The 18606-nt window shown below is 34.3% G+C and carries 17 protein-coding genes and 1 pseudogene; 17 read left to right on the top strand and 1 reads right to left on the bottom strand.

Annotation, left to right across the window (positions count from 1 at the left end):
- Window positions 1-25: 25 nt before the first annotated feature.
- From ACZ76X_RS21140 to ACZ76X_RS21125, 4 genes and pseudogenes are all read left to right on the top strand, one after another.
- A pseudogene (locus tag ACZ76X_RS21140) lies at window positions 26-1060 on the top strand (HAMP domain-containing protein); the annotation flags it as partial.
- Entirely contained in the window at window positions 1055-2002 is a 948-nt protein-coding gene (locus tag ACZ76X_RS21135) for a methyl-accepting chemotaxis protein (protein ID WP_412175357.1), read from the top strand. The pseudogene ACZ76X_RS21140 and the gene ACZ76X_RS21135, both read left to right, overlap by 6 nt.
- 149 nt (window positions 2003-2151) lie before the next feature.
- Window positions 2152-3762, top strand: a complete 1611-nt coding sequence (locus ACZ76X_RS21130) for an ATP-binding protein (protein WP_479851609.1) — start codon at window positions 2152-2154, stop codon at window positions 3760-3762.
- A complete protein-coding gene (locus tag ACZ76X_RS21125) occupies window positions 3762-4454 on the top strand; it encodes a response regulator (RefSeq protein ID WP_479851608.1) in 693 nt (230 codons plus the stop codon). Before ACZ76X_RS21130 ends, ACZ76X_RS21125 begins: the two co-directional genes overlap by 1 nt.
- A gap of 43 nt (window positions 4455-4497) precedes the next feature.
- Here the strand turns inward: ACZ76X_RS21125 and ACZ76X_RS21120 are convergent, their stop codons facing one another.
- Complete coding sequence (locus ACZ76X_RS21120) at window positions 4498-5802, bottom strand: CitMHS family transporter (RefSeq protein ID WP_098668680.1); 1305 nt, start codon at window positions 5800-5802, stop codon at window positions 4498-4500.
- Window positions 5803-6056: 254 nt separating this feature from the next.
- On the opposite strand from ACZ76X_RS21120, the gene ACZ76X_RS21115 reads away from it, so the two are divergent.
- The 13 genes from ACZ76X_RS21115 (at window position 6057) to ACZ76X_RS21055 (ending at window position 18404) form a co-directional block, all read left to right on the top strand.
- On the top strand, window positions 6057-6311 hold the full coding sequence (locus tag ACZ76X_RS21115; protein WP_479851607.1) for a hypothetical protein: 255 nt from the start codon (window positions 6057-6059) through the stop codon (window positions 6309-6311).
- A 130-nt stretch (window positions 6312-6441) separates the two neighbouring features.
- Window positions 6442-6945 carry a nitrous oxide reductase accessory protein NosL gene (locus tag ACZ76X_RS21110; protein ID WP_479851606.1) on the top strand — a complete coding sequence of 168 codons (504 nt, stop codon included), beginning with the start codon at window positions 6442-6444 and terminating at the stop codon, window positions 6943-6945.
- Between the two features lie 237 nt (window positions 6946-7182).
- Complete coding sequence (locus tag ACZ76X_RS21105) at window positions 7183-8055, top strand: ankyrin repeat domain-containing protein (protein WP_479851605.1); 873 nt, start codon at window positions 7183-7185, stop codon at window positions 8053-8055.
- Window positions 8056-8615: 560 nt separating this feature from the next.
- Window positions 8616-9182: a glycerol-3-phosphate responsive antiterminator gene (locus tag ACZ76X_RS21100; RefSeq protein WP_479851604.1), complete on the top strand. Its 567-nt coding sequence runs from the start codon at window positions 8616-8618 to the stop codon at window positions 9180-9182.
- A complete protein-coding gene (locus ACZ76X_RS21095; protein WP_479851603.1) occupies window positions 9179-10276 on the top strand; it encodes an ABC transporter ATP-binding protein in 1098 nt (365 codons plus the stop codon). The genes ACZ76X_RS21100 and ACZ76X_RS21095 overlap by 4 nt, the downstream gene beginning before the upstream one ends.
- Complete coding sequence (locus ACZ76X_RS21090) at window positions 10276-11208, top strand: carbohydrate ABC transporter permease (protein ID WP_479851602.1); 933 nt, start codon at window positions 10276-10278, stop codon at window positions 11206-11208. The genes ACZ76X_RS21095 and ACZ76X_RS21090 overlap by 1 nt, the downstream gene beginning before the upstream one ends.
- Entirely contained in the window at window positions 11205-12026 is an 822-nt protein-coding gene (locus tag ACZ76X_RS21085; RefSeq protein WP_479851601.1) for a carbohydrate ABC transporter permease, read from the top strand. The genes ACZ76X_RS21090 and ACZ76X_RS21085 overlap by 4 nt, the downstream gene beginning before the upstream one ends.
- Before the next feature lie 21 nt (window positions 12027-12047).
- Window positions 12048-13424 (top strand): ABC transporter substrate-binding protein, encoded by a 1377-nt coding sequence (locus ACZ76X_RS21080; protein ID WP_479851600.1) that lies wholly within the window; start codon window positions 12048-12050, stop codon window positions 13422-13424.
- 416 nt (window positions 13425-13840) lie between these two features.
- Complete coding sequence (locus ACZ76X_RS21075) at window positions 13841-14545, top strand: metallophosphoesterase family protein (RefSeq protein ID WP_479851599.1); 705 nt, start codon at window positions 13841-13843, stop codon at window positions 14543-14545.
- A 150-nt stretch (window positions 14546-14695) separates the two neighbouring features.
- Window positions 14696-15367 (top strand): response regulator transcription factor, encoded by a 672-nt coding sequence (locus ACZ76X_RS21070; protein ID WP_001238609.1) that lies wholly within the window; start codon window positions 14696-14698, stop codon window positions 15365-15367.
- Window positions 15364-16614, top strand: coding sequence for a sensor histidine kinase (locus ACZ76X_RS21065; protein ID WP_479851598.1), 1251 nt, complete (start codon window positions 15364-15366; stop codon window positions 16612-16614). Before ACZ76X_RS21070 ends, ACZ76X_RS21065 begins: the two co-directional genes overlap by 4 nt.
- Window positions 16615-16819: 205 nt before the next feature.
- Window positions 16820-17641, top strand: coding sequence for a transporter (locus ACZ76X_RS21060; RefSeq protein ID WP_479851597.1), 822 nt, complete (start codon window positions 16820-16822; stop codon window positions 17639-17641).
- 13 nt (window positions 17642-17654) lie between these two features.
- Window positions 17655-18404 (top strand): C39 family peptidase, encoded by a 750-nt coding sequence (locus ACZ76X_RS21055; RefSeq protein ID WP_479851596.1) that lies wholly within the window; start codon window positions 17655-17657, stop codon window positions 18402-18404.
- Window positions 18405-18606: the final 202 nt, after the last annotated feature.

Raw genomic sequence — 18606 nt, 5'->3', positions numbered from 1 at the left:
TAAAACGGTATGGAGGGGTAGAAATATGTTTCAAGGGAAATTAAGGAGTAGTAGTCTAAAAGCAAAGTTACTTGTATCATTTGTTATCATTTTAATTCTTCCAAGTATTGTAATTGGTTGGACGTCTTATCAGCAAGCGAAAACAAACTTTAATGAAACGATTTCACAAACGGCGAAAGATAATATAAAAATTTTGGATAATGTAATTAATAAAGAATTGGATAGTAAAAAAGTAGATGCAGTTTATTTTACGAAATTATTTACACAATCAAGTTACCAAACGGATCAAATACAAAATATCCAAAATAAACTAGAAGAATATAATAAGTTACATCCAGAACTGGAAGCCATCTACACTGGATCGAGCAATGGGCAGTTTATTCAATCACCGTCTATTCAAATGCCAGAAGGATATAATCCTACAGAAAGAGATTGGTATAAAGAGGCAGTGAAAAAGAGTGGAGAAGTAATTATTACAGCTCCATATAAATCAAAAACGACAGGAAATATTGTTATTACAATAGCAAAACAAAATGAGGATAAGAGCGGTGTTCTCGGTATTGATTTAATTATTAATGATATCGTAAACACTTCAAAGATGGTTAATATCGGTAAAAAAGGATATGTAGCAATTTTTGATCAAGATAAAAATGTGGTAGCACATCCAACGATGAAGCCAGGAGATAAGATAGAAGAGAAGCTTGAAAAAGAGTTGTACAAACAAGAAACAGGTGAGTTTAATTTCACATTAGATGGTGAAGAGCGTCATATCACTTTTAAAACAAATAAGATAACTGGATGGAAGTTAGCAGGAATTATGCCTGCAAAAGAAATTATCGAAGCAGCTAACCCTATTTTCTATAAAACGATAACTGTTATTGGTATTTCATTAGTAATTGGTGGGATTTTAATTTACTTCATAATTGCTTCTATTATTAGTCCGTTAAAACAACTTGTTACATCATCGAAAAAAATCAGTGAAGGGGATTTAACAGAATCCATTACAGTTCATTCTAAAGATGAAATTGGACAGCTAGGAGAAAGCTTTAACGAGATGGCAGCCTCATTACAGAAGGTCATTTCCAATATAAATACTTCAGCAAGTCATGTAGCGGCATCTTCAGAAGAGTTAACAGCTAGTATGAAGCAGACAAGTGAAGCGACGGAACAAATTACACAAGCAATAGAGCAAGTTTCGAGTGGAGCAGAAATACAAACGAAAGAAGTTGAAGAAGGCGCAACATTATTAGAAGAAGTTACAGAAGGAATTCAGCGTGTTGCAGATAGTTCTTCATTAGTATCCACAGCATCTATGTATACGAAGAAAAAGGCTGAAGATGGTGGGAAGTTAGTTGAACAAACTGTGAATCAAATGCAATTGATCCATGAGTCTGTTTCACAATCAGATAAAGTGATTGTTTTATTAGATGATAAGTCGAAACAAATTGGAGCAATCCTTGAGGTGATTCAACATATTGCAGAGCAAACAAATTTATTAGCATTAAATGCTGCAATTGAGGCTGCGAGAGCTGGAGAACAAGGAAGAGGATTTGCCATTGTAGCAGATGAAGTGCGAAAGTTAGCAGAACAATCAGGACAGTCTTCTACGGAAATTGGAAAACTAGTAAAAGAGATACAATTTGACATAAAAGAAACGGTAAGTTCTATGAAGCAAGTTGGAACAGAAGTACAATCAGGACTTGTAGTTGCAAATGAAACGAAGCAAAGCTTTGCTGAAATATTGAAATCTACAGATGATACAGTTGTACAAATTGATAATATGGTAGAAGTAGCGAAACAAATGACAGTAGATGCAAAACAAGTTAGTGCATCTATTAATGAAATTGCAGCTACGATTGAAGAAAATGCAGCAAGCGTTCAAAATATTGCAGGCTCTTCAGAAGAACAATTAGCTTCAGTAGATGAAATCAATGCAGCAGCAGTTCATTTATCGCAAATGGCAGAAGAATTACAAGAGATGATTAGTAAGTTTAAAGTGTAATAACAAATGTTAAGAAACGAGGTAATAATTTTACTTCGTTTCTTTTTTTACGAAGAGAAAAAGAAATATAGAGTAACCGTGTTATGATTTAAGTATAATTAAAAAAGACTGTATATTCTTTAAATTCTACTTTTAATCATGTTAGGGGAATGGTTTTGAAATTGAAAAAATTAAAACTACAACCGAGAATTACTTTAACAATTAGTACACTTATTTTAGTTGTACTTCTGTTAACAAGTTATTTATTTTATTACATATTGTCTGAAACGGTAGAAGAGCAAATTGGGAAACGTGCTTTGCATGTTGCGAAAACCGTTGCTGCTATACCTGAAATAAAAGAAGCTTTTCAAAAAGAAAACCCAGCTTCTATCATTCAGCCAATCGCAGAGAAAATTCGAATTGATACAGATGCTGATTTTATTGTAGTTGGAAACAAAGAGGGGATTCGATATGCACATCCAGAGCGAGATAAAATAGGAGAAGCAATGGTTGGTGGAGATAATGAAGGGGTTCTATTAGAAGGGAAATCTTATGTTTCGAGAGCAACTGGATCATTAGGCCCTTCATTACGCGGGAAAGTTCCAATTCGTAATCAGGAAAATGAAATTATAGGTGTAGTGTCTGTTGGATTTTCAATGGATGATATTCATGGAGCGGTAGAAGTATATGGAAAGCGTGTATTTTGGATTACAATAATAGGTCTTTTAATCGGGGTAATTGGTTCTATATATTTAGCGGGAAGTATAAAAAGAATGATGTTTGGGATGGAGCCAGAAGAAATTTCATCTTTATATGAAGAGCATAGTACAGTGATTCAATCTGTACGGGAAGGAATTATTGTTATTGATCAAAATGGAATGATTAGTTTAGTCAATCAAGCAGCTTACGATATTCTTTCGCTAGATGAACAACGAAATATTATTGGAGAATTTATTTTAAATATAATTCCTAATTCAACGATATTAGATGTACTTCAAACTGGTGAAGAACAGTTTGATCGTCAATTAAATATACAAGGGCAGGCTGTTATTGCGAATCGTCTACCTATTAAAGTAAAGAATAGAGTAACGGGTGTTGTATCGAGCTTACGTTTGAAATCTGAAATGGATCAGTTAACAGCAGAGTTATCTCAGACGAAGCAATATACAGAGGCATTACGAGCGCAAACACATGAATATAACAACCTATTGTATACGCTTTCAGGGCTTATTCAGTTAGAATCATATGAAGATGCTTTAGAGCTAATTCATAAGGAAACAGCGATATATCAAGATTTTGTCCAATTCATTATGAAGCGAATTCAAAATCCATGGTTAGGTGGAATTTTAATTGGATTCTATAATAGAGCAAGAGAGTTGAAGATTGATTTTATGCTAGATCGTGAAAGTAGCTTAGAAAAATTAAGCCCGCATATTGAGAGTAATTATGTCGTTTCTATTTTAGGGAATTTAATTACGAATGCATTTGAAGCAATCGAAGGAAATGAAGAGAATGATAAGAAGGTAAGAATGTTTGTAACTGATATTGGAGAAGAAATAGTAATTGAAGTGGAAGATTCAGGACAAGGGATTCATGATGAAGTCATTACTAGCATATTCTATAAAGGCTTCTCGACGAAAGAGGGCGGGAAGCGAGGATATGGGTTAGCAAAAGTGAAAGAGTTAGTAGAAGATTTAAATGGAAGTATTGCAATCGAAAAAGGGGATTTAGGTGGCGCATTATTTATTATCGCATTACCAAAAGAGAGAGGCGAATTGTAATGGGTGAGGAGATTGAAGTATTGATTGTAGAGGATGATATTCGAATTGCGGATATTCATCGTCGTTTTACTGAAAAGGTTGAGGGGTTTAAAGTAATTGGAACAGCAACGACTGGGGAACAAGCGAAAGAATGGTTAGATCTTGTGAAACCACAGCTCGTTTTATTAGACGTGTACTTACCTGATATGCAAGGTACGGAACTTGTTACGTATATTAGGCATAATTTACATGATACAGATATTATTATGATTACAGCTGCATCGGAAACAGATGTAGTGAGGCATGCTTTACGAGGTGGAGTAACAGATTATATCGTAAAGCCACTTATGTTTGATCGATTTAAGGCAAGTTTGGAAAATTACCAAAAAAAGCTTGTACAGTTAAAGAAAAATAATCAGTTATCTATAGAACAAATTGAACATTTATGGTCTCAAAGAGGCGTAAAGGGAAATGAAATAGAATATGCTCCGAAAGGTATAGACCCCTTAACTTTAGCAAAAATAAAAAAGCATATGTTAACAGTGAATGAAGAAGGAATTACAGCAGAAATGTTAAGTGCGATGGTAGGAGTAAGTAGGTCGACAGCGAGGCGTTATTTAGAGTATTTAATATCAGGAAAGAAAGTACATGCGGAACTTACATATGGGAGCGTTGGGAGACCAGAAAGAAGGTATTTTCTTGTTCCTTCATAATAAAAAAACAGTAGAGGCTATGTGCCCCTACTGTTTTTTTATCTTATATTGGAATAATCCCAATTACAATTCCAGTAATCAACATCACCATTGTCGTTCCAACTGCCCATAATAAAGTGAAGCGTTGATGTTCACCAAAATCCACTTTGGCCATTCCGACTAATAAATAAGTGGATGCGACAAGAGGACTTAATAAGTGAACAGGTTGCCCGAGTAATGAAGCGCGTCCCATTTCAGCTGCACTAATTCCGTAAGCAGCGGCAGCTTTCGTTAAAATAGGTAATACTCCGAAATAAAAAGCATCGTTGGACATGAAAAATGTGAACGGCATACTAAGAAGTGCCGTAATAATTGGCAGTTGTGGTCCAAGAGCATCTGGTATAAGAGTGACTACACTTTGAGCCATTGCATCTACCATTTTCGTTCCTGATAAAATACCAGTGAAAATTCCAGCGGCAAATACGAGAGAAACAACCGCTAATACATTTCCTGCGTGAGAAGCAATACGTTCTTTCTGTTGTTCTAAGTTCGGATAGTTAAGCATAACAGCAATAGCGAAAGCAATTGTAAATAAAACAGGTAACGGCATAACTTCTAGTATGAGACAGACAAGTAAAGTAGCGGTTAATAAAAAGTTAATCCATAGAAGTTTAGGGCGCTTATGAACAGCAGATTCCACTGTGGCAGCTTGCTCATCCATCGTTTGCATTTGTTTTAAATGTTGTACATCCATAATTCCTAAACGTTTTCTTTCTTTTTTGCCAAGATAGTAAGCAACGAAAATGACCCAAATGGCACCAGCGATCATTCCTGGTATAAGTGGTGTAAAGAGCTCTGATGCGTCTAGTCCAAGAGCACTCATAACCCGAGCTGTCGGTCCGCCCCACGGTGTAAGATTTGTAATTCCTGCCCCTAACATAACAACCCCAGCTAATATAAGTGGATTCATTCCAAGGCGTTTATATAGTGGGTACATTGCGGAAACAGTAATCATATACGTTGTTGTTCCATCTCCATCTAATGAAACGATAATCGTAAGAATCGCTGTACCAACAACAATTTTTAAAGGGTCTCCTTTTACAAATTTCAAAATCCGACTAATGACAGGATCGAATAAACCGCTATCAATCATAATTCCAAAATACAAAATAGCGAACATAAGCATAATACCAGTAGGTGCTAGTTTTTGAATTCCTTCTAACATCATAGGTCCCATATTTGCATAAAAACCACCAATTAATGCGAAAGTAATTGGTATTAATATTAATGCGACTAGTGCAGACATACGTTTCGTCATAATTAAAAACATAAAGACAAATACCATCGCAAATCCAAGTAGTGCTAACATGTAATCTCCCCCTCAAAAAATGATTACGCTTTCAAAATGGAATGAAAATTCAGAAAAAGGTTTTTTTGTTTATCATAAAAGTATCCATCCAAATGGTAAATAATTTGAAAAATAACATCATTAGAAGCATAATTTTTATTTTGGTCATTTTGTTCACGGTAGTTAATTTGAATTTTTAAAAAGTAAGCTGCTCTCCGTAAGAATGGTAGAATAAGATGAAAATATTGAAGTGTGAAATAGGGAGTAGATTTTATATGAAAACGAGAATGGAAGAGATTTATAGTTCTTATGAAGGAAAAGTAGAAGAGATTTTTGTTAATGAATCTTCTTACGTATATGAGTGGGAAAAATTAATGATGATCCGAAAAACTAACGGTGAGCTTGAAAAGGTTGCGGTCGGTATCAGTGGAAATATAAGATTAGTAAATGTAGTTGTTGGACAGCAAATTAATACAGATACATTATTAGTTAAGTTAGAAGATGATTTATTAATTACAGGTTGTGAATGATGAGGGATGTGTAGATATGACTACACATCTTTTTGTTCCATATATTACAAAAGGCACATCATTTTTTCACAAATCGCACACAAGTTTTTGATATGCTCCTAGTGGAAGATACGGTTAGGGAGGAAATGAAATGAGAACAAAGTATGTGATGCTTGCTATATGCTTATTTTTTGTTTTTACAATTGTAGGATGTGGTAAGAAACAAGCAGAGGCAGTAGCAATCGATGAGAAACATGATAAGTGTGATATTTGCCAAATTGGGGTAATGGATAATCAATTTGCAACAGAAATCATTTTAGAAAATGGAAAAGTGTTAAAGTTTGATGATATCGGTTGTATGTATAAGTGGATGGAGATTAATCCGGGCGAAAAGACAAAAGAAAAATTTGTTCGAGATTATGATTCGAAAGATTGGGTTTCGTTAGAAGACGCTACTTATGTATATGATAAAACAATTACAACACCAATGGCTTATAACGTCATTTCATTTAAAAACAAAAAAGATGCAAAGAACTTTGTATCTAACTATAAGGGGAAAGTTCTTTCATATAAAGAGCTAGCAGAGCATAAATGGGAAATGAATAAAGAAATGATGGGGAATCCGAAAAAGGGAAATCACGGTGGACATCATTAATACTAGAAAAAGACAACTAAATAGTTGTCTTTTTCTAGTATTATTCAGGTGCAAATATAGAAAAGGTGTAAAATTTTTAGAAGAACGGTTACAATGGAATATAGTAACCTAAAGCAATCATTTATGTACTTTTTAGAAATGTATACAAATGCGGTAAAATCGTGCTAAACTAATTGCTTCGCTAATATAAGTTTAGATAATCCGATTAAAGAAGGAATATAAAGGGCTTATGGATAAATGTACTCAAGAAGAGTTATTGTATGTGATGGAGGAATGGTTAAGAAAACATTATCTTTCATAGGAGCTGTAGTTGTGAGAAAACAAAAAATTTTATTATGTATGTTATTAGGACTTTTAATGACGGTAGTGGCTTGCGATAAGCAAGAGGAGCCAGAATCGAAACCGGTTCATGTGAAAAATGAAAAGAAAAAAGAACAGCATAAAGAACAGGAAGAATCTAAAGAAGAAAAAAGTATAAATTTAATGGACAAACAGTTACTACTTTCTGCGACCCTTGGAGACACAGAAACAGCTATGAAGCTGATTCAAGATGGAGCGAATATAAACGTAGAAGGTGACAACGGAGAAACACCTATCCTTGCAGCAACGTACCAAAACCATGTAGAGACAGTGAAAGCATTAATTGGTGCAGGTGCTAATATTGAAAGTAAAGATGAGAAACAAAGTAATCCATTTCTTTATGCAAGTAGAGAAGGATATACAGACATTGTAAAGCTACTAATTAATGCAGGAGTTAATACGAAAGAAACGACTAAATCAGGTGGAACAGCACTCATTTCTGCATCTGAACGTGGCCATGTAGAGGTCGTAAAAGAATTGTTAGAGCATACAGATATTGATGTGAATTATAAAAATGCTCGTGGTGGAACAGCTTTAGTAGAAGCAATCGTATTAGGAAATGGTAGTGAAAATCATAAGAAAGTAATTCAAATGCTTATTGACCACGGGGCAGATGTAAATATGGCCAATAAGGAAAATATTACGCCACTGCAATATGCTGAAAAAAGAGGTTTTAAAGATATTGCAAATATGTTGAGGGTTGCTGGGGCGAATGAAGTAGTACAGCTACAACCACAACCGGTGGAATAACAAGTATGAAACAATCCCATTTAGATAGACAGAATGAAGAAGTCATTTCGTATGATGGATTCAGTAATGTGTATGTAAATGGGGTTTTTGTTTTGGAAAAAATGATTTGAAGAGGGGGGATAGATAAGGAATTTTAAGGAAATAGTGCAAGTGTTGTTACAGTATGGAGAATATTAATATGAGAAGAAACATACTTTTGGAGATAACTGTAATTTAAAAAGTGATAAGAAAATTAAAAGTCTTAATTATAGAATATTAAAGGTAGTTGGGAGTTTGTTTGTACTATTCATATGTAATGATTAATGTAAAAAGGAATATGGTGAAGATTAACATTCGATTAACAGCTAATTAACAATCTATCAAAACTGACTTAATAAATGCGTAATATAGTAAAGGTAACAAAATAACTAGGGTAGAGAACATTTGAGAACACCCGCTTACATATAACGTGCCACTTTCTTAGGTGTGCTCTATTCCCTAGAGTTCAAATAAGGAGAAAGGTGTTCTATGTAAGTAGGTGTTTTTAGTTTGGATAAAAATAGAAAAGCTAGGTGGAATGAATGTTTGAAGAACGTTATATTGCAATGATAAAAGATTGGAAAGGATACAAAACATATAAAAAATTACCGAAAACAGTTTTTCTTATGACTGGTTCAATGCTGGAGTTACCAGAGCGTGTATATGAATTACAGAAGCATGGACATGATGTATTTCTTCATTGTGATTTTATACAAGGTTTAAATACAAATACAGAGGAAGCTCTTTTGTATATTCAAGATGTTATTGGGGCACAAGGCATTATTTCAACAAAAGGTTCGACAATACGAAATGCTAATAAAATTGGATTAAAAACGATTCAACGCATTTTTATTGTTGATACTTTATCTCTTACAAAATCAATTGAGAATTGTAAAACGACTAAACCGAACGCGGTAGAGATTATGCCTGGTATTATGCCTTCCATTATTAAGCAGTTAGCAGAGAAAATAGAATTTCCTATTATTGCAGGTGGACTGATTCAAACACGAGAAGATGCGGAAATTGCTATTCGTGCAGGAGCAAGTGCAATTTCAACGAGTCATTATGAAGTATGGATACAAGAAGAAAAAAGGAGTGCAACCTTGTGATTGAATTGAAAAATGTTTCAAAGGTGTATAAAAATGCGGAAGAGACAGCGGTTAAAGGTGTATCAGTTCACATTAAAAAGGGCGAGTTTTTTGTTTTAGTTGGACCTTCAGGATGTGGGAAAAGTACACTATTACGAATGATTGCTGGCTTAGAAGAGATTTCTTCGGGAGATTTAATTATTAATAAACATGTTGCAAATGATTTAGAGCCGAAAGACCGTAATCTATCAATGGTATTTCAAAATTATGCATTATATCCACACTTATCTGTAGAAGAAAACATTTTATTCGGACTTAAGGTAAGAAAAGTACAAAAAGAAGAGCGACAAAAGCGACTAATGGAAGCTATTGAAATGGTAGGACTGAAAGCGTATTTGAAAATGAAACCAGGACAATTATCAGGGGGACAAAGACAGCGTGTTGCACTTGCTAGGGCGATCGTGAGTCAAGCACCAATCTGTTTAATGGATGAACCACTTTCAAATTTAGATGCGAAATTACGTGCGCAAATGAGGATTGAAATTAGAGAAATTCAGCAACGTCTAGGAATTACAATGATTTATGTTACTCACGACCAAATAGAAGCGATGACTATGGGAGATCGTATCATGGTCTTAAATAAAGGAAGTATACAACAAGTTGGAACACCGCTTGATATATATAACGAACCAGCGAATGAATTTGTTGCAAGTTTTATAGGTTCTCCTTCGATGAATATAAATGATGGAGAAGTGGACAAAGAAAAAGGCATATTACATATAGGGCAATTGCAAGTTCCATTATCTATCGGACAGTTAAAGCAATTACCAGAAGGAACAATTCGAATAGGTATGCGGCCTGAACATATTGCACTGTCGGAGGAAGGACAAGAAGTTACGCTACAATCTGTAGAAGTATTAGGGAATGAATCCATATTAAACTTCGCAGTAAATGGAAAAACTTGGAGTGCGAAAGTCATTGGACAGCTACTTCTGAGCAAAGGTGACAAAGTAAAATTATTATTCTCGCAAGAAAAGTTATACTTCTTTCACAAAAATACGAATGAACGATTAAAAGTGGTAGCTGAAGAAGAGTTGAAAGTGGTGGCGAAATAATGATTGAAGTAGGTAAGTTACCAGCTCAAGCAAAAGTGTCAAAAAGGAAGAATTTATGGAGTAGAACGAAAGAGTTAAGAATAGGATTATTGTTTTTAGCGCCATCTATTTTACTGTTTTCGATTTTTCTTTTTTATCCATTATTTAGGACGATTTACTATAGCTTTTACTTAACAGATATACACGGAGAAGCTAATCTTTTTGTTGGCTTAGAAAATTATCAATACTTATTTTCTGATCCTGCTTTCTACAAAAGTATAAAGTCAACTTTATTATTTGTTGTATATACAGTGCCCACGAGTATTATACTCGCTTTATTTCTTGCATTGATTGCAAATGGAAAAGTAAGGGGGATTGGGTTATTCCGTGTGTTATTTTCTTCCACCATGGGAATATCAGTAGCTGCTAGTGCGGTGATTTGGCTATTTTTATTTCATCCAAGTGTCGGGTTATTTAATAATATATTAGCTTCTATGAATCTACCTGCAATCGCATGGTTAACGAGTCCAGATTGGGCATTGTTCTCTGTATCGGTTACAACGGTTTGGGTGAATACAGGATTTGCATTTTTAGTTATATTAGGTGGTTTACAAAATATTGATACGTCTTTATATGAGAGTGCATCTATAGACGGAGCTAGCTATTTATATAAGCTTCGTCGTGTTACATTACCGATGCTATCACCAACTTTATTCTTTATCGTGACAGTAACGTTAATTAGTGCGTTCCAAAGCTTTGGACAAATTGATATTTTAACGCATGGTGGACCAAATGATGCAACGAATTTAATTGTATATTCGATTTATAAAGAGGCATTTGTGAATCATCAATTTGGAACAGCAAGTGCACAAGCGATGGTATTATTTATTTTCATTTTCATTGCTACATTACTTCAATTCAAGTTTGCTGAGAGAAAGGTGCATTATAAATGATCGTTAAACAGTGGAAACAAAATTTCCTATTATACATGCTGCTCATTATTAGTGCAGTAATGGTGTTTTTTCCTGTACTCTATGCATTTTTAATAAGCTTTATGACACCAGACGATATTCAAATGAGAAGGTTATTTCCGACTCAATTTACTTTTGATAATTTTATTAATATTTTTCAAAAAGTACCGCTTTTTACATACTTATATAACAGTTTAGTTGTATCGACAGTTGTTATGATTGGACAACTTATCGTATCAAGCTTAGCAGCTTATGCTTTCGTCTTTCTTCAGTTTAAAGGAAGAAATCTTATTTTCTTCCTGTTTATTTCAACGATGCTTATTCCATGGGAAGCGACGATGGTACCTAACTTTTTAACGATTCAAAACTTTGGTTGGATCAATAGTTTTGCTGGGATGACAGTGCCATTTTTTGCAACAGCTTTTGGTATTTTCTTGTTACGTCAACATTTTATGACACTTCCGAATGAACTGAAAGAAGCTGCTTTTATTGAAGGGATTGGAAATGTAAGGTTTTTATTTAGCGTTGTAATTCCGTATTGTAAAACGAGTTTTATTACGCTTGGAGTATATAGTTTTTTAACAACATGGAATATGTACTTATGGCCACTTTTAGTGACCACTGATGAAAGGGTAAGAACAGTGCAAATTGGTGTGAAGCAACTTCAATCTCAAGAAGTTGCAACTGATTGGGGAAGCGTAATGGCTGGTGTTACGGTTATCGTAATTCCGACATTGATTCTACTATTTTTAGGGCAAAAGCAATTACAACAAGGATTAACAAAAGGTGCAATTAAATAACTAAGAGAAGGTGAGATTAAAATGAGTCTAGTTAAAAAAGGTGCTGCTCTATTAATGGCAGCAACAATGGCATTATCTAGTGCAGCTTGTTCAAATAGTAAAACAGAAGGAAAACCTGAAGCGCAGGCAAAAGTAGCACCAGTTGAAAAAAATGGTGATAAAACTGTAATTCGTTTTTGGCATGCGATGGGTGGAAAAACACAAGGGGTATTAGAGGGATTAGTTGCGGACTATAATAAGTCACAAAATAAATACGAGATAAAGCCAGAGTTCCAAGGGACATATGAAGAGTCTTTAACGAAATTTAGAACGATGTCTGCTACGAAAGAAGCGCCAGCTCTTGTTCAGTCGAGTGAAATTACAACAAAATATATGATTGATAGTAAAAAGATTACGCCAATTGATAGTTGGATAAAAAAAGATAAGTACGATACTTCAAAGTTGGAAAAAGCAATTACAAATTATTATTCAGTTGATGGAAAAATGTATTCTATGCCATTTAATTCATCTACACCAGTATTAATTTATAATAAAGATGCTTTTGCTAAGGCTGGATTAGATCCAGAGAAAGCCCCACAAACGTATGCGGAATTACAAGAAGTAGCGAAAAAGTTAACGATTAAAGAAGGCGGAAATGTAAAACAATATGGATTTTCAATGCTGAATTATGGTTGGTTCTTTGAAGAATTGTTAGCAACACAAGGTGCTTTATATGTAGATAATGAAAACGGCCGTAAAGATGCAGCAAAGAAAGCGGTATTTAACGGTAAAGAAGGGCAAAAAGTATTTGGAATGTTAGATGACTTAAATAAAGCTGGTGCACTTGGAAAGTATGGAGCAAGTTGGGATGATATTCGTGCCGCGTTCCAGTCTGGACAAGTTGCTATGTATTTAGATTCTTCAGCTGGTGTTCGCGACTTAATTGATGCATCTAAGTTTAATGTAGGCGTATCATATATTCCATATCCAGAGGATTCAAAACAAAATGGTGTTGTTATTGGCGGAGCATCATTATGGATGACGAATATGGTTTCAGAAGAAACACAACAAGGTGCTTGGGACTTTATGAAATATTTAACGAAGCCAGACGTACAAGCAAAATGGCATACTGCAACAGGCTATTTCTCTATTAATCCAGATGCATATAATGAACCATTAGTAAAAGAGCAATATGAAAAATATCCACAGTTAAAAGTAACAGTGGAACAATTACAAGCGACGAAGCAATCTTCAGCAACTCAAGGAGCATTAATTAGTGTATTCCCAGAATCACGAGATGCAGTTGTAAAAGCATTAGAAGCAATGTATGACGGAAAGAATAGTAAAGAAGCGTTAGATGAAGCTGCAAAAGCGACAGATAGAGCAATTAGTATTTCAGCTCGTACGAGTCAAAAATAAGAGAAAGCCGTATCCGAAAAAGGATACGGCTTTTTTTTAGGAGATAAGGGATCAAAAAAATGAAGAAGTCTTATCTCTTTTATATGAGTAAAGGGTCTAGAATGAATCTTGTCCTTTTCATTATTTGTTTAACTCCATTGCGACTTGTTTACCGTTTACGAAAACCTCTGCCACCGCTACTACAACTTCCATCACTTTTTTCATTTCTCATCTCTCCTTGTTTTTTGTTTCATTTCTTACTTTTAGTATAAGGAAATATAGCAATTGCAACTATCGAATTGGATGACAAGAGACTTACATTGTTGTAAGGATAATCGTTGTATTTGTAATAAATGTGATTTTGAATATGAGTTCAAAGGATTCTGTTGTTTTGAAATATAATTAGAAAGAGAGTGGTTTAGAAAGAAGGGGATAATATGAAAAGAATTCTTGTTATTAGTGATATTCATGGAGAAATAGAAAAGTTCGAACAGTTACTGGAAGAAGCTCAATACGATGCAAAACAGGATCAATTAATTTTACTAGGAGATTATGTGGATCGTGGTCCAAATGCGCGTGCAGTAATTGAAAAAGTAAAAGAGTTAAAAGAAGATGGAGCCTTCGTTCTAAAGGGCAATCATGAAGATATGATGATTAAGGCGTTAACGACAGATGAGGAACGTTCATGGAACCATTGGGTAAAAAGGAATGGTGGAGATAAGACGTTATACAGCTATGGATTTGTAGAAGAAGATATTGTGGTTAATGAGGGGAATTTCCAAAAACCGATTTTACAATCTCGTGTATTAGATGAACATGTAAAGTTTATTCAAGAATTAGATCATTACGTTGAAACAGAAGAATATATATTTGTACATGCTGGTGTTGAGCCATTGAAGCATGTTTCGGAATGTGAACCATATACGTTAATGTGGATTCGTAATGAGTTTCATAGTGGGTATAGTGGTGAAAAGGTTGTTATATTTGGTCATACGGAAACAAAAACGCTTCATGGTAGTGAGAATTGTGGTGTATATTTTGGGAGCAATCGTATTATAGGAATTGATGGCGGTGCTGTATATGGCGGCCAGCTAAATTGTTTAGAATTGCCGAGCAAAAAGGTATACGTAGTAAAAAATTGAAAGAGATAAGAGGAATCTTATTTCTTTCAATTTTTTATTAAGCAAAATTTAAGGAAGAGTTTTTATAATAAATCTTCCCAATTTCATATCGAGAAAAAAGTTAAAATGTAATTATAAATAGAATTGAACAATATGGTGGAAGGTGAGAATATGCGCTTACTCGTAGTAGAAGATAATGCTTCTTTATTAGAGTCCATTGTCCAAATATTATGCGATGAATTTGAAGTAGATACAGCATTGAATGGAGAAGATGGATTATTTCTAGCGTTACAAAATATATATGATGCTATTTTGCTTGATGTGATGCTGCCAGAAATGGACGGGTTTGAAGTAATTCAAAAAATACGTGATGAAAAGATTGAAACACCTGTCTTATTTTTGACAGCGAGAGATTCTTTAGAAGATCGCGTGAAAGGGTTGGATTTTGGCGGGGATGACTATATCGTTAAGCCGTTTCAGGCCCCAGAATTAAAAGCAAGAATTCGTGCTTTATTAAGGCGAAGTGGTAGTTTAACAACGAAGCAGACTATTCGATATAAAGGGATTGAACTGTTCGGAAAAGATAAAGACGTTCAAGTAGATGGACAAAGTATGAAGCTAACATTAAAACAATATGAGCTTTTAGAGTACCTTGTTCAAAATAGTGGAAAGATTTTAATGCGTGAACAAATTTTTGATCGTGTTTGGGGATTTGATTCAGATACGACAGTGGCAATTGTAGAAGTATATGTACATCATTTACGTAAAAAATTAGAGCCATTCGGTTATCAGAAAGATATTCAAACCGTTCGAGGTATTGGATATATATTAAAAGAACAATGAAAAAGGGGAGTATGTTTCAGAAGACGCGCGTTCGATTGACTATATTGAATTCATTAGTATTTATCATTTTGATAGGTGTATTAGGTAGTATCATTTATTCGTACACATATAAGCGTATTTATAGTGGAGTAAATGAATCGATAGAAAAAGCCGTTCAGCATAGAAAGAATGCAGATGATAAAAAACTACCTAAAAAAATTAGGGGATATCCTCCAATTGGGGACCCGAGGATAATAGAGTTAACTTGGATGGGAAACACAGTGGAGATAGGTATTGAAAATGGCAAACGCCGTTTTATCTTTGAAGACAATTTGGAAAAGTTTTCGTCAAAGAAATTAGGAACTTTGCAAGATATAGAAGTGCAAGGGCAATATTTTAGAACGTTTGCATTTCAACAAGATACAAAAATAGTTCAAATTGTAAGGGATATAACAGCTGAAAAAGAAATGTTACATACTTTATTTTTAATTCTTGTGTTAGGTTGTAGCGTAGGAAGTTTATGTGCAATAGGAATTGGCTTTTTCTTAGCTGGTAGGGCACTCGTACCCATTCAAAATTCATGGGAGAAACAGCAGCAGTTCGTTTCGGATGCATCACATGAATTAAGGACACCACTTGCGGTTATTCAATCCAAAACGGATGTGTTATTTCAGTCACCATCTGCGACAATAGAAGAAAAAGCGATGGATATTTCTACGATTTCCAAGGAGTGTAGACGGTTATCTAAGCTTGTAGCTAATTTATTATTGTTAGCACGTTCAGATTCCAATCAAATTGAGATGGATAAGAAAACATTTGAAATGGATACATTGCTAGAAGAAATAGTAGATCCATATAAGGAGATTGCTTCCTATCAAGAAAAAGAGATGATATTGCAAGTAGAACATAACATATCATTTATGGGTGATAGAGAACGAATCCATCAAATGATGGTCATATTGTTAGATAATGCGATGAAGTATACGAATGAAGGTGGTCATATTCAAATCGATTGTACGCAAATGAACAGTTCAATTCGTATACGAGTGAAAGATGATGGGATAGGAGTGAAAGATGAGGATATCCCAAAACTATTTAATCGTTTTTATCAAGGAGATAAAGCGAGAAGTGCGTCAGAAGGAGCGGGATTAGGCCTTTCAATCGCGAACTGGATTGTAGAAAAGCATTATGGGAAAATATTAGTAGAGAGCAGATGGGGAGAGGGTACTTGTTTTGAAGTGATTCTTCCGAAAAACCAAAGAATATAAGTGAGAAGACGATCTTGTTTTTACAAGGTCGTCTTTTTTAAGGGAAAGTTAAGAAACTATTTATAACATGTATGATATACAGAAAGTTCGCCCTATGAAGAAGCGATTATAAAAAGGTATTTGAGCAGATTATATCAATCATAACGTTATTTTGATTATGTATAGGGAATGATGGAAAAGAACGTGTAAGAGGGAGGAATTAATTTTGAAAAAGAAAATGATGACGGTATTCACTATTGGAGTAATGAGTTTAAGTATATTAGGGGGTGCCTCTCCTTCTGAAACATCAAAAGGAAAGACAGATTACGAGCAGCGCAGCAAAGAACAATTAAACAATGGGAAGATACATGCGGTGCATACAGAAGAAAAGGCGGAGAATCTAGGGATTGAAACGGAAGGGAAAGAACAAATTACGCTAGAAAAAGAAATCCATGAAACAGAAGTAGGAAGGGAAGCAGAACAGTTAGGAATTTCGATTGAAGGAAAAGACGTTGGAACTCTTTCAGAAGAAATCTATGAAACAAAAATAAAGCAAGAAGCGTTAAAGTTAGGCATATCTATAGAGAATACAACGATTGTAAATTTAATTAATCAAATTAATACGATTAAAATTAACGATGAAGCGGATAAATTAGGTATTTCGACAAATGGAAAAGAAATAGAGGACATTGAGGAAGAAATCTATGGAACGAAAGTAAGAGAGGAAGCAGGGAAGTTAGGCATTTCCCAAAAAGGAAAAGAAATAGAAATGTTAGCACAAGAAGTGTATGAACAAAAAGTACAGGAAGAAGCAAAAAAATATCATATTGATTTGTATGGTAAAGATATATATCAAGTATTAAAAGAAATTAATGAACAAAAAGTATTACAAATGGCAGATGAGCTTAATATGGATAAAACGAATATGAACGTTCAAGAATTAGCCGAAAAAATAAAAAAAAATCAGCCTGAAAAAGGAAAAGAACTAAATTTTGTACCGGTGATTCGCACGGATGCTGACGCGTTTTATTCGTATTTAACGAACTAAAAAGGGCGTGAGAGTGATACGGAGATGGAAGTGGTATATATGTATGGCTTTACTAGCCATAGCAGTATGGAATGTATATACAAATGGAATTACAAAGTATGTGGAGAAATTAACCTTCTTCAATATACAAAGTGGAAAAGAAGTGGAGTTTAGTAATAATGGTGAAAAGGTCATCTTATCAAATGTACCTTTCATTCAGCAATTACCAGAGCTAGATAGAGGCTGTGAAGTAACGAGTTTAGCAATGCTATTACAATACGCAGGTGTTAAAGTGGATAAAATGAAATTAGCAAATGAAATAAAGAAAGTTGATTTTATGAACGATGGTGTACGTGGGAATCCGAATGAAGGATTTGTAGGGAATATTTATACCTTTTCTGAATCTGGATATGGTGTATATCATGGACCACTTTTTCAATTAGCGAAAAAGTATTTGCCTAATAAAGCTGTGGATTTAACAGGGAAGAGTATAGAAGAACTTTATAAGAGTGTAAAGGCTGGACAACCGGTAGTTATGATTACAAATGCAACATTTGCACCATTAGATGAAGATGAATTTACTACATGGGAAACAAATAGTGGAGATGTTTCTATTACGTATAATGAACATTGTGTAGTACTTGTTGGATATGATAAAGAATTTGCATATATTCGAGATCCTCTAAGTGATAATTTAGATGTAAAAGTACCGAGAGAAAGTTTTGAACAGGCATGGGTACAAATGGGGAGTCAGGCAATTAGTTATGTGAAAAGCTCTAAATGAATTGGTAAGGAAATAGATGTAAGGAATTGTAAGATTTCTGTTAAAAAATAAGAGAACTTCAGCTTATTATATAGGCTGAAGTTCTCTTATTTTTTATGATCGAATCTTTAGAAGTAGTGAATATGTAAAAATGCATAATTGACAAAAAAATTACATGTTATCATTATATATTGTTTTATATATGTTACTTGTATAAAATTAC

The sequence above is a fragment of the Bacillus sp. BC05(2025) genome (assembly GCF_056725905.1).
Note: the sequence above shows the minus strand (reverse complement) of the source record. Positions and strands in the feature narration are given on the sequence as shown.

What these genes read in the sequence shown, in the direction of transcription:
- ACZ76X_RS21135 (WP_412175357.1), top strand. Translation starts at nt 1,055, where the DNA reads ATGGCAGCCTCATTACAGAAGGTCATTTCCAATATAAATACTTCAGCA.
- ACZ76X_RS21130 (WP_479851609.1), top strand. Translation starts at nt 2,152, where the DNA reads ATGGTTTTGAAATTGAAAAAATTAAAACTACAACCGAGAATTACTTTA.
- ACZ76X_RS21125 (WP_479851608.1), top strand. Translation starts at nt 3,762, where the DNA reads ATGGGTGAGGAGATTGAAGTATTGATTGTAGAGGATGATATTCGAATT.
- ACZ76X_RS21120 (WP_098668680.1), bottom strand. Translation starts at nt 5,802, where the DNA reads ATGTTAGCACTACTTGGATTTGCGATGGTATTTGTCTTTATGTTTTTA.
- ACZ76X_RS21115 (WP_479851607.1), top strand. Translation starts at nt 6,057, where the DNA reads ATGAAAACGAGAATGGAAGAGATTTATAGTTCTTATGAAGGAAAAGTA.
- ACZ76X_RS21110 (WP_479851606.1), top strand. Translation starts at nt 6,442, where the DNA reads ATGAGAACAAAGTATGTGATGCTTGCTATATGCTTATTTTTTGTTTTT.
- ACZ76X_RS21105 (WP_479851605.1), top strand. Translation starts at nt 7,183, where the DNA reads ATGTACTCAAGAAGAGTTATTGTATGTGATGGAGGAATGGTTAAGAAA.
- ACZ76X_RS21100 (WP_479851604.1), top strand. Translation starts at nt 8,616, where the DNA reads ATGTTTGAAGAACGTTATATTGCAATGATAAAAGATTGGAAAGGATAC.
- ACZ76X_RS21090 (WP_479851602.1), top strand. Translation starts at nt 10,276, where the DNA reads ATGATTGAAGTAGGTAAGTTACCAGCTCAAGCAAAAGTGTCAAAAAGG.
- ACZ76X_RS21085 (WP_479851601.1), top strand. Translation starts at nt 11,205, where the DNA reads ATGATCGTTAAACAGTGGAAACAAAATTTCCTATTATACATGCTGCTC.
- ACZ76X_RS21080 (WP_479851600.1), top strand. Translation starts at nt 12,048, where the DNA reads ATGAGTCTAGTTAAAAAAGGTGCTGCTCTATTAATGGCAGCAACAATG.
- ACZ76X_RS21075 (WP_479851599.1), top strand. Translation starts at nt 13,841, where the DNA reads ATGAAAAGAATTCTTGTTATTAGTGATATTCATGGAGAAATAGAAAAG.
- ACZ76X_RS21070 (WP_001238609.1), top strand. Translation starts at nt 14,696, where the DNA reads ATGCGCTTACTCGTAGTAGAAGATAATGCTTCTTTATTAGAGTCCATT.
- ACZ76X_RS21065 (WP_479851598.1), top strand. Translation starts at nt 15,364, where the DNA reads ATGAAAAAGGGGAGTATGTTTCAGAAGACGCGCGTTCGATTGACTATA.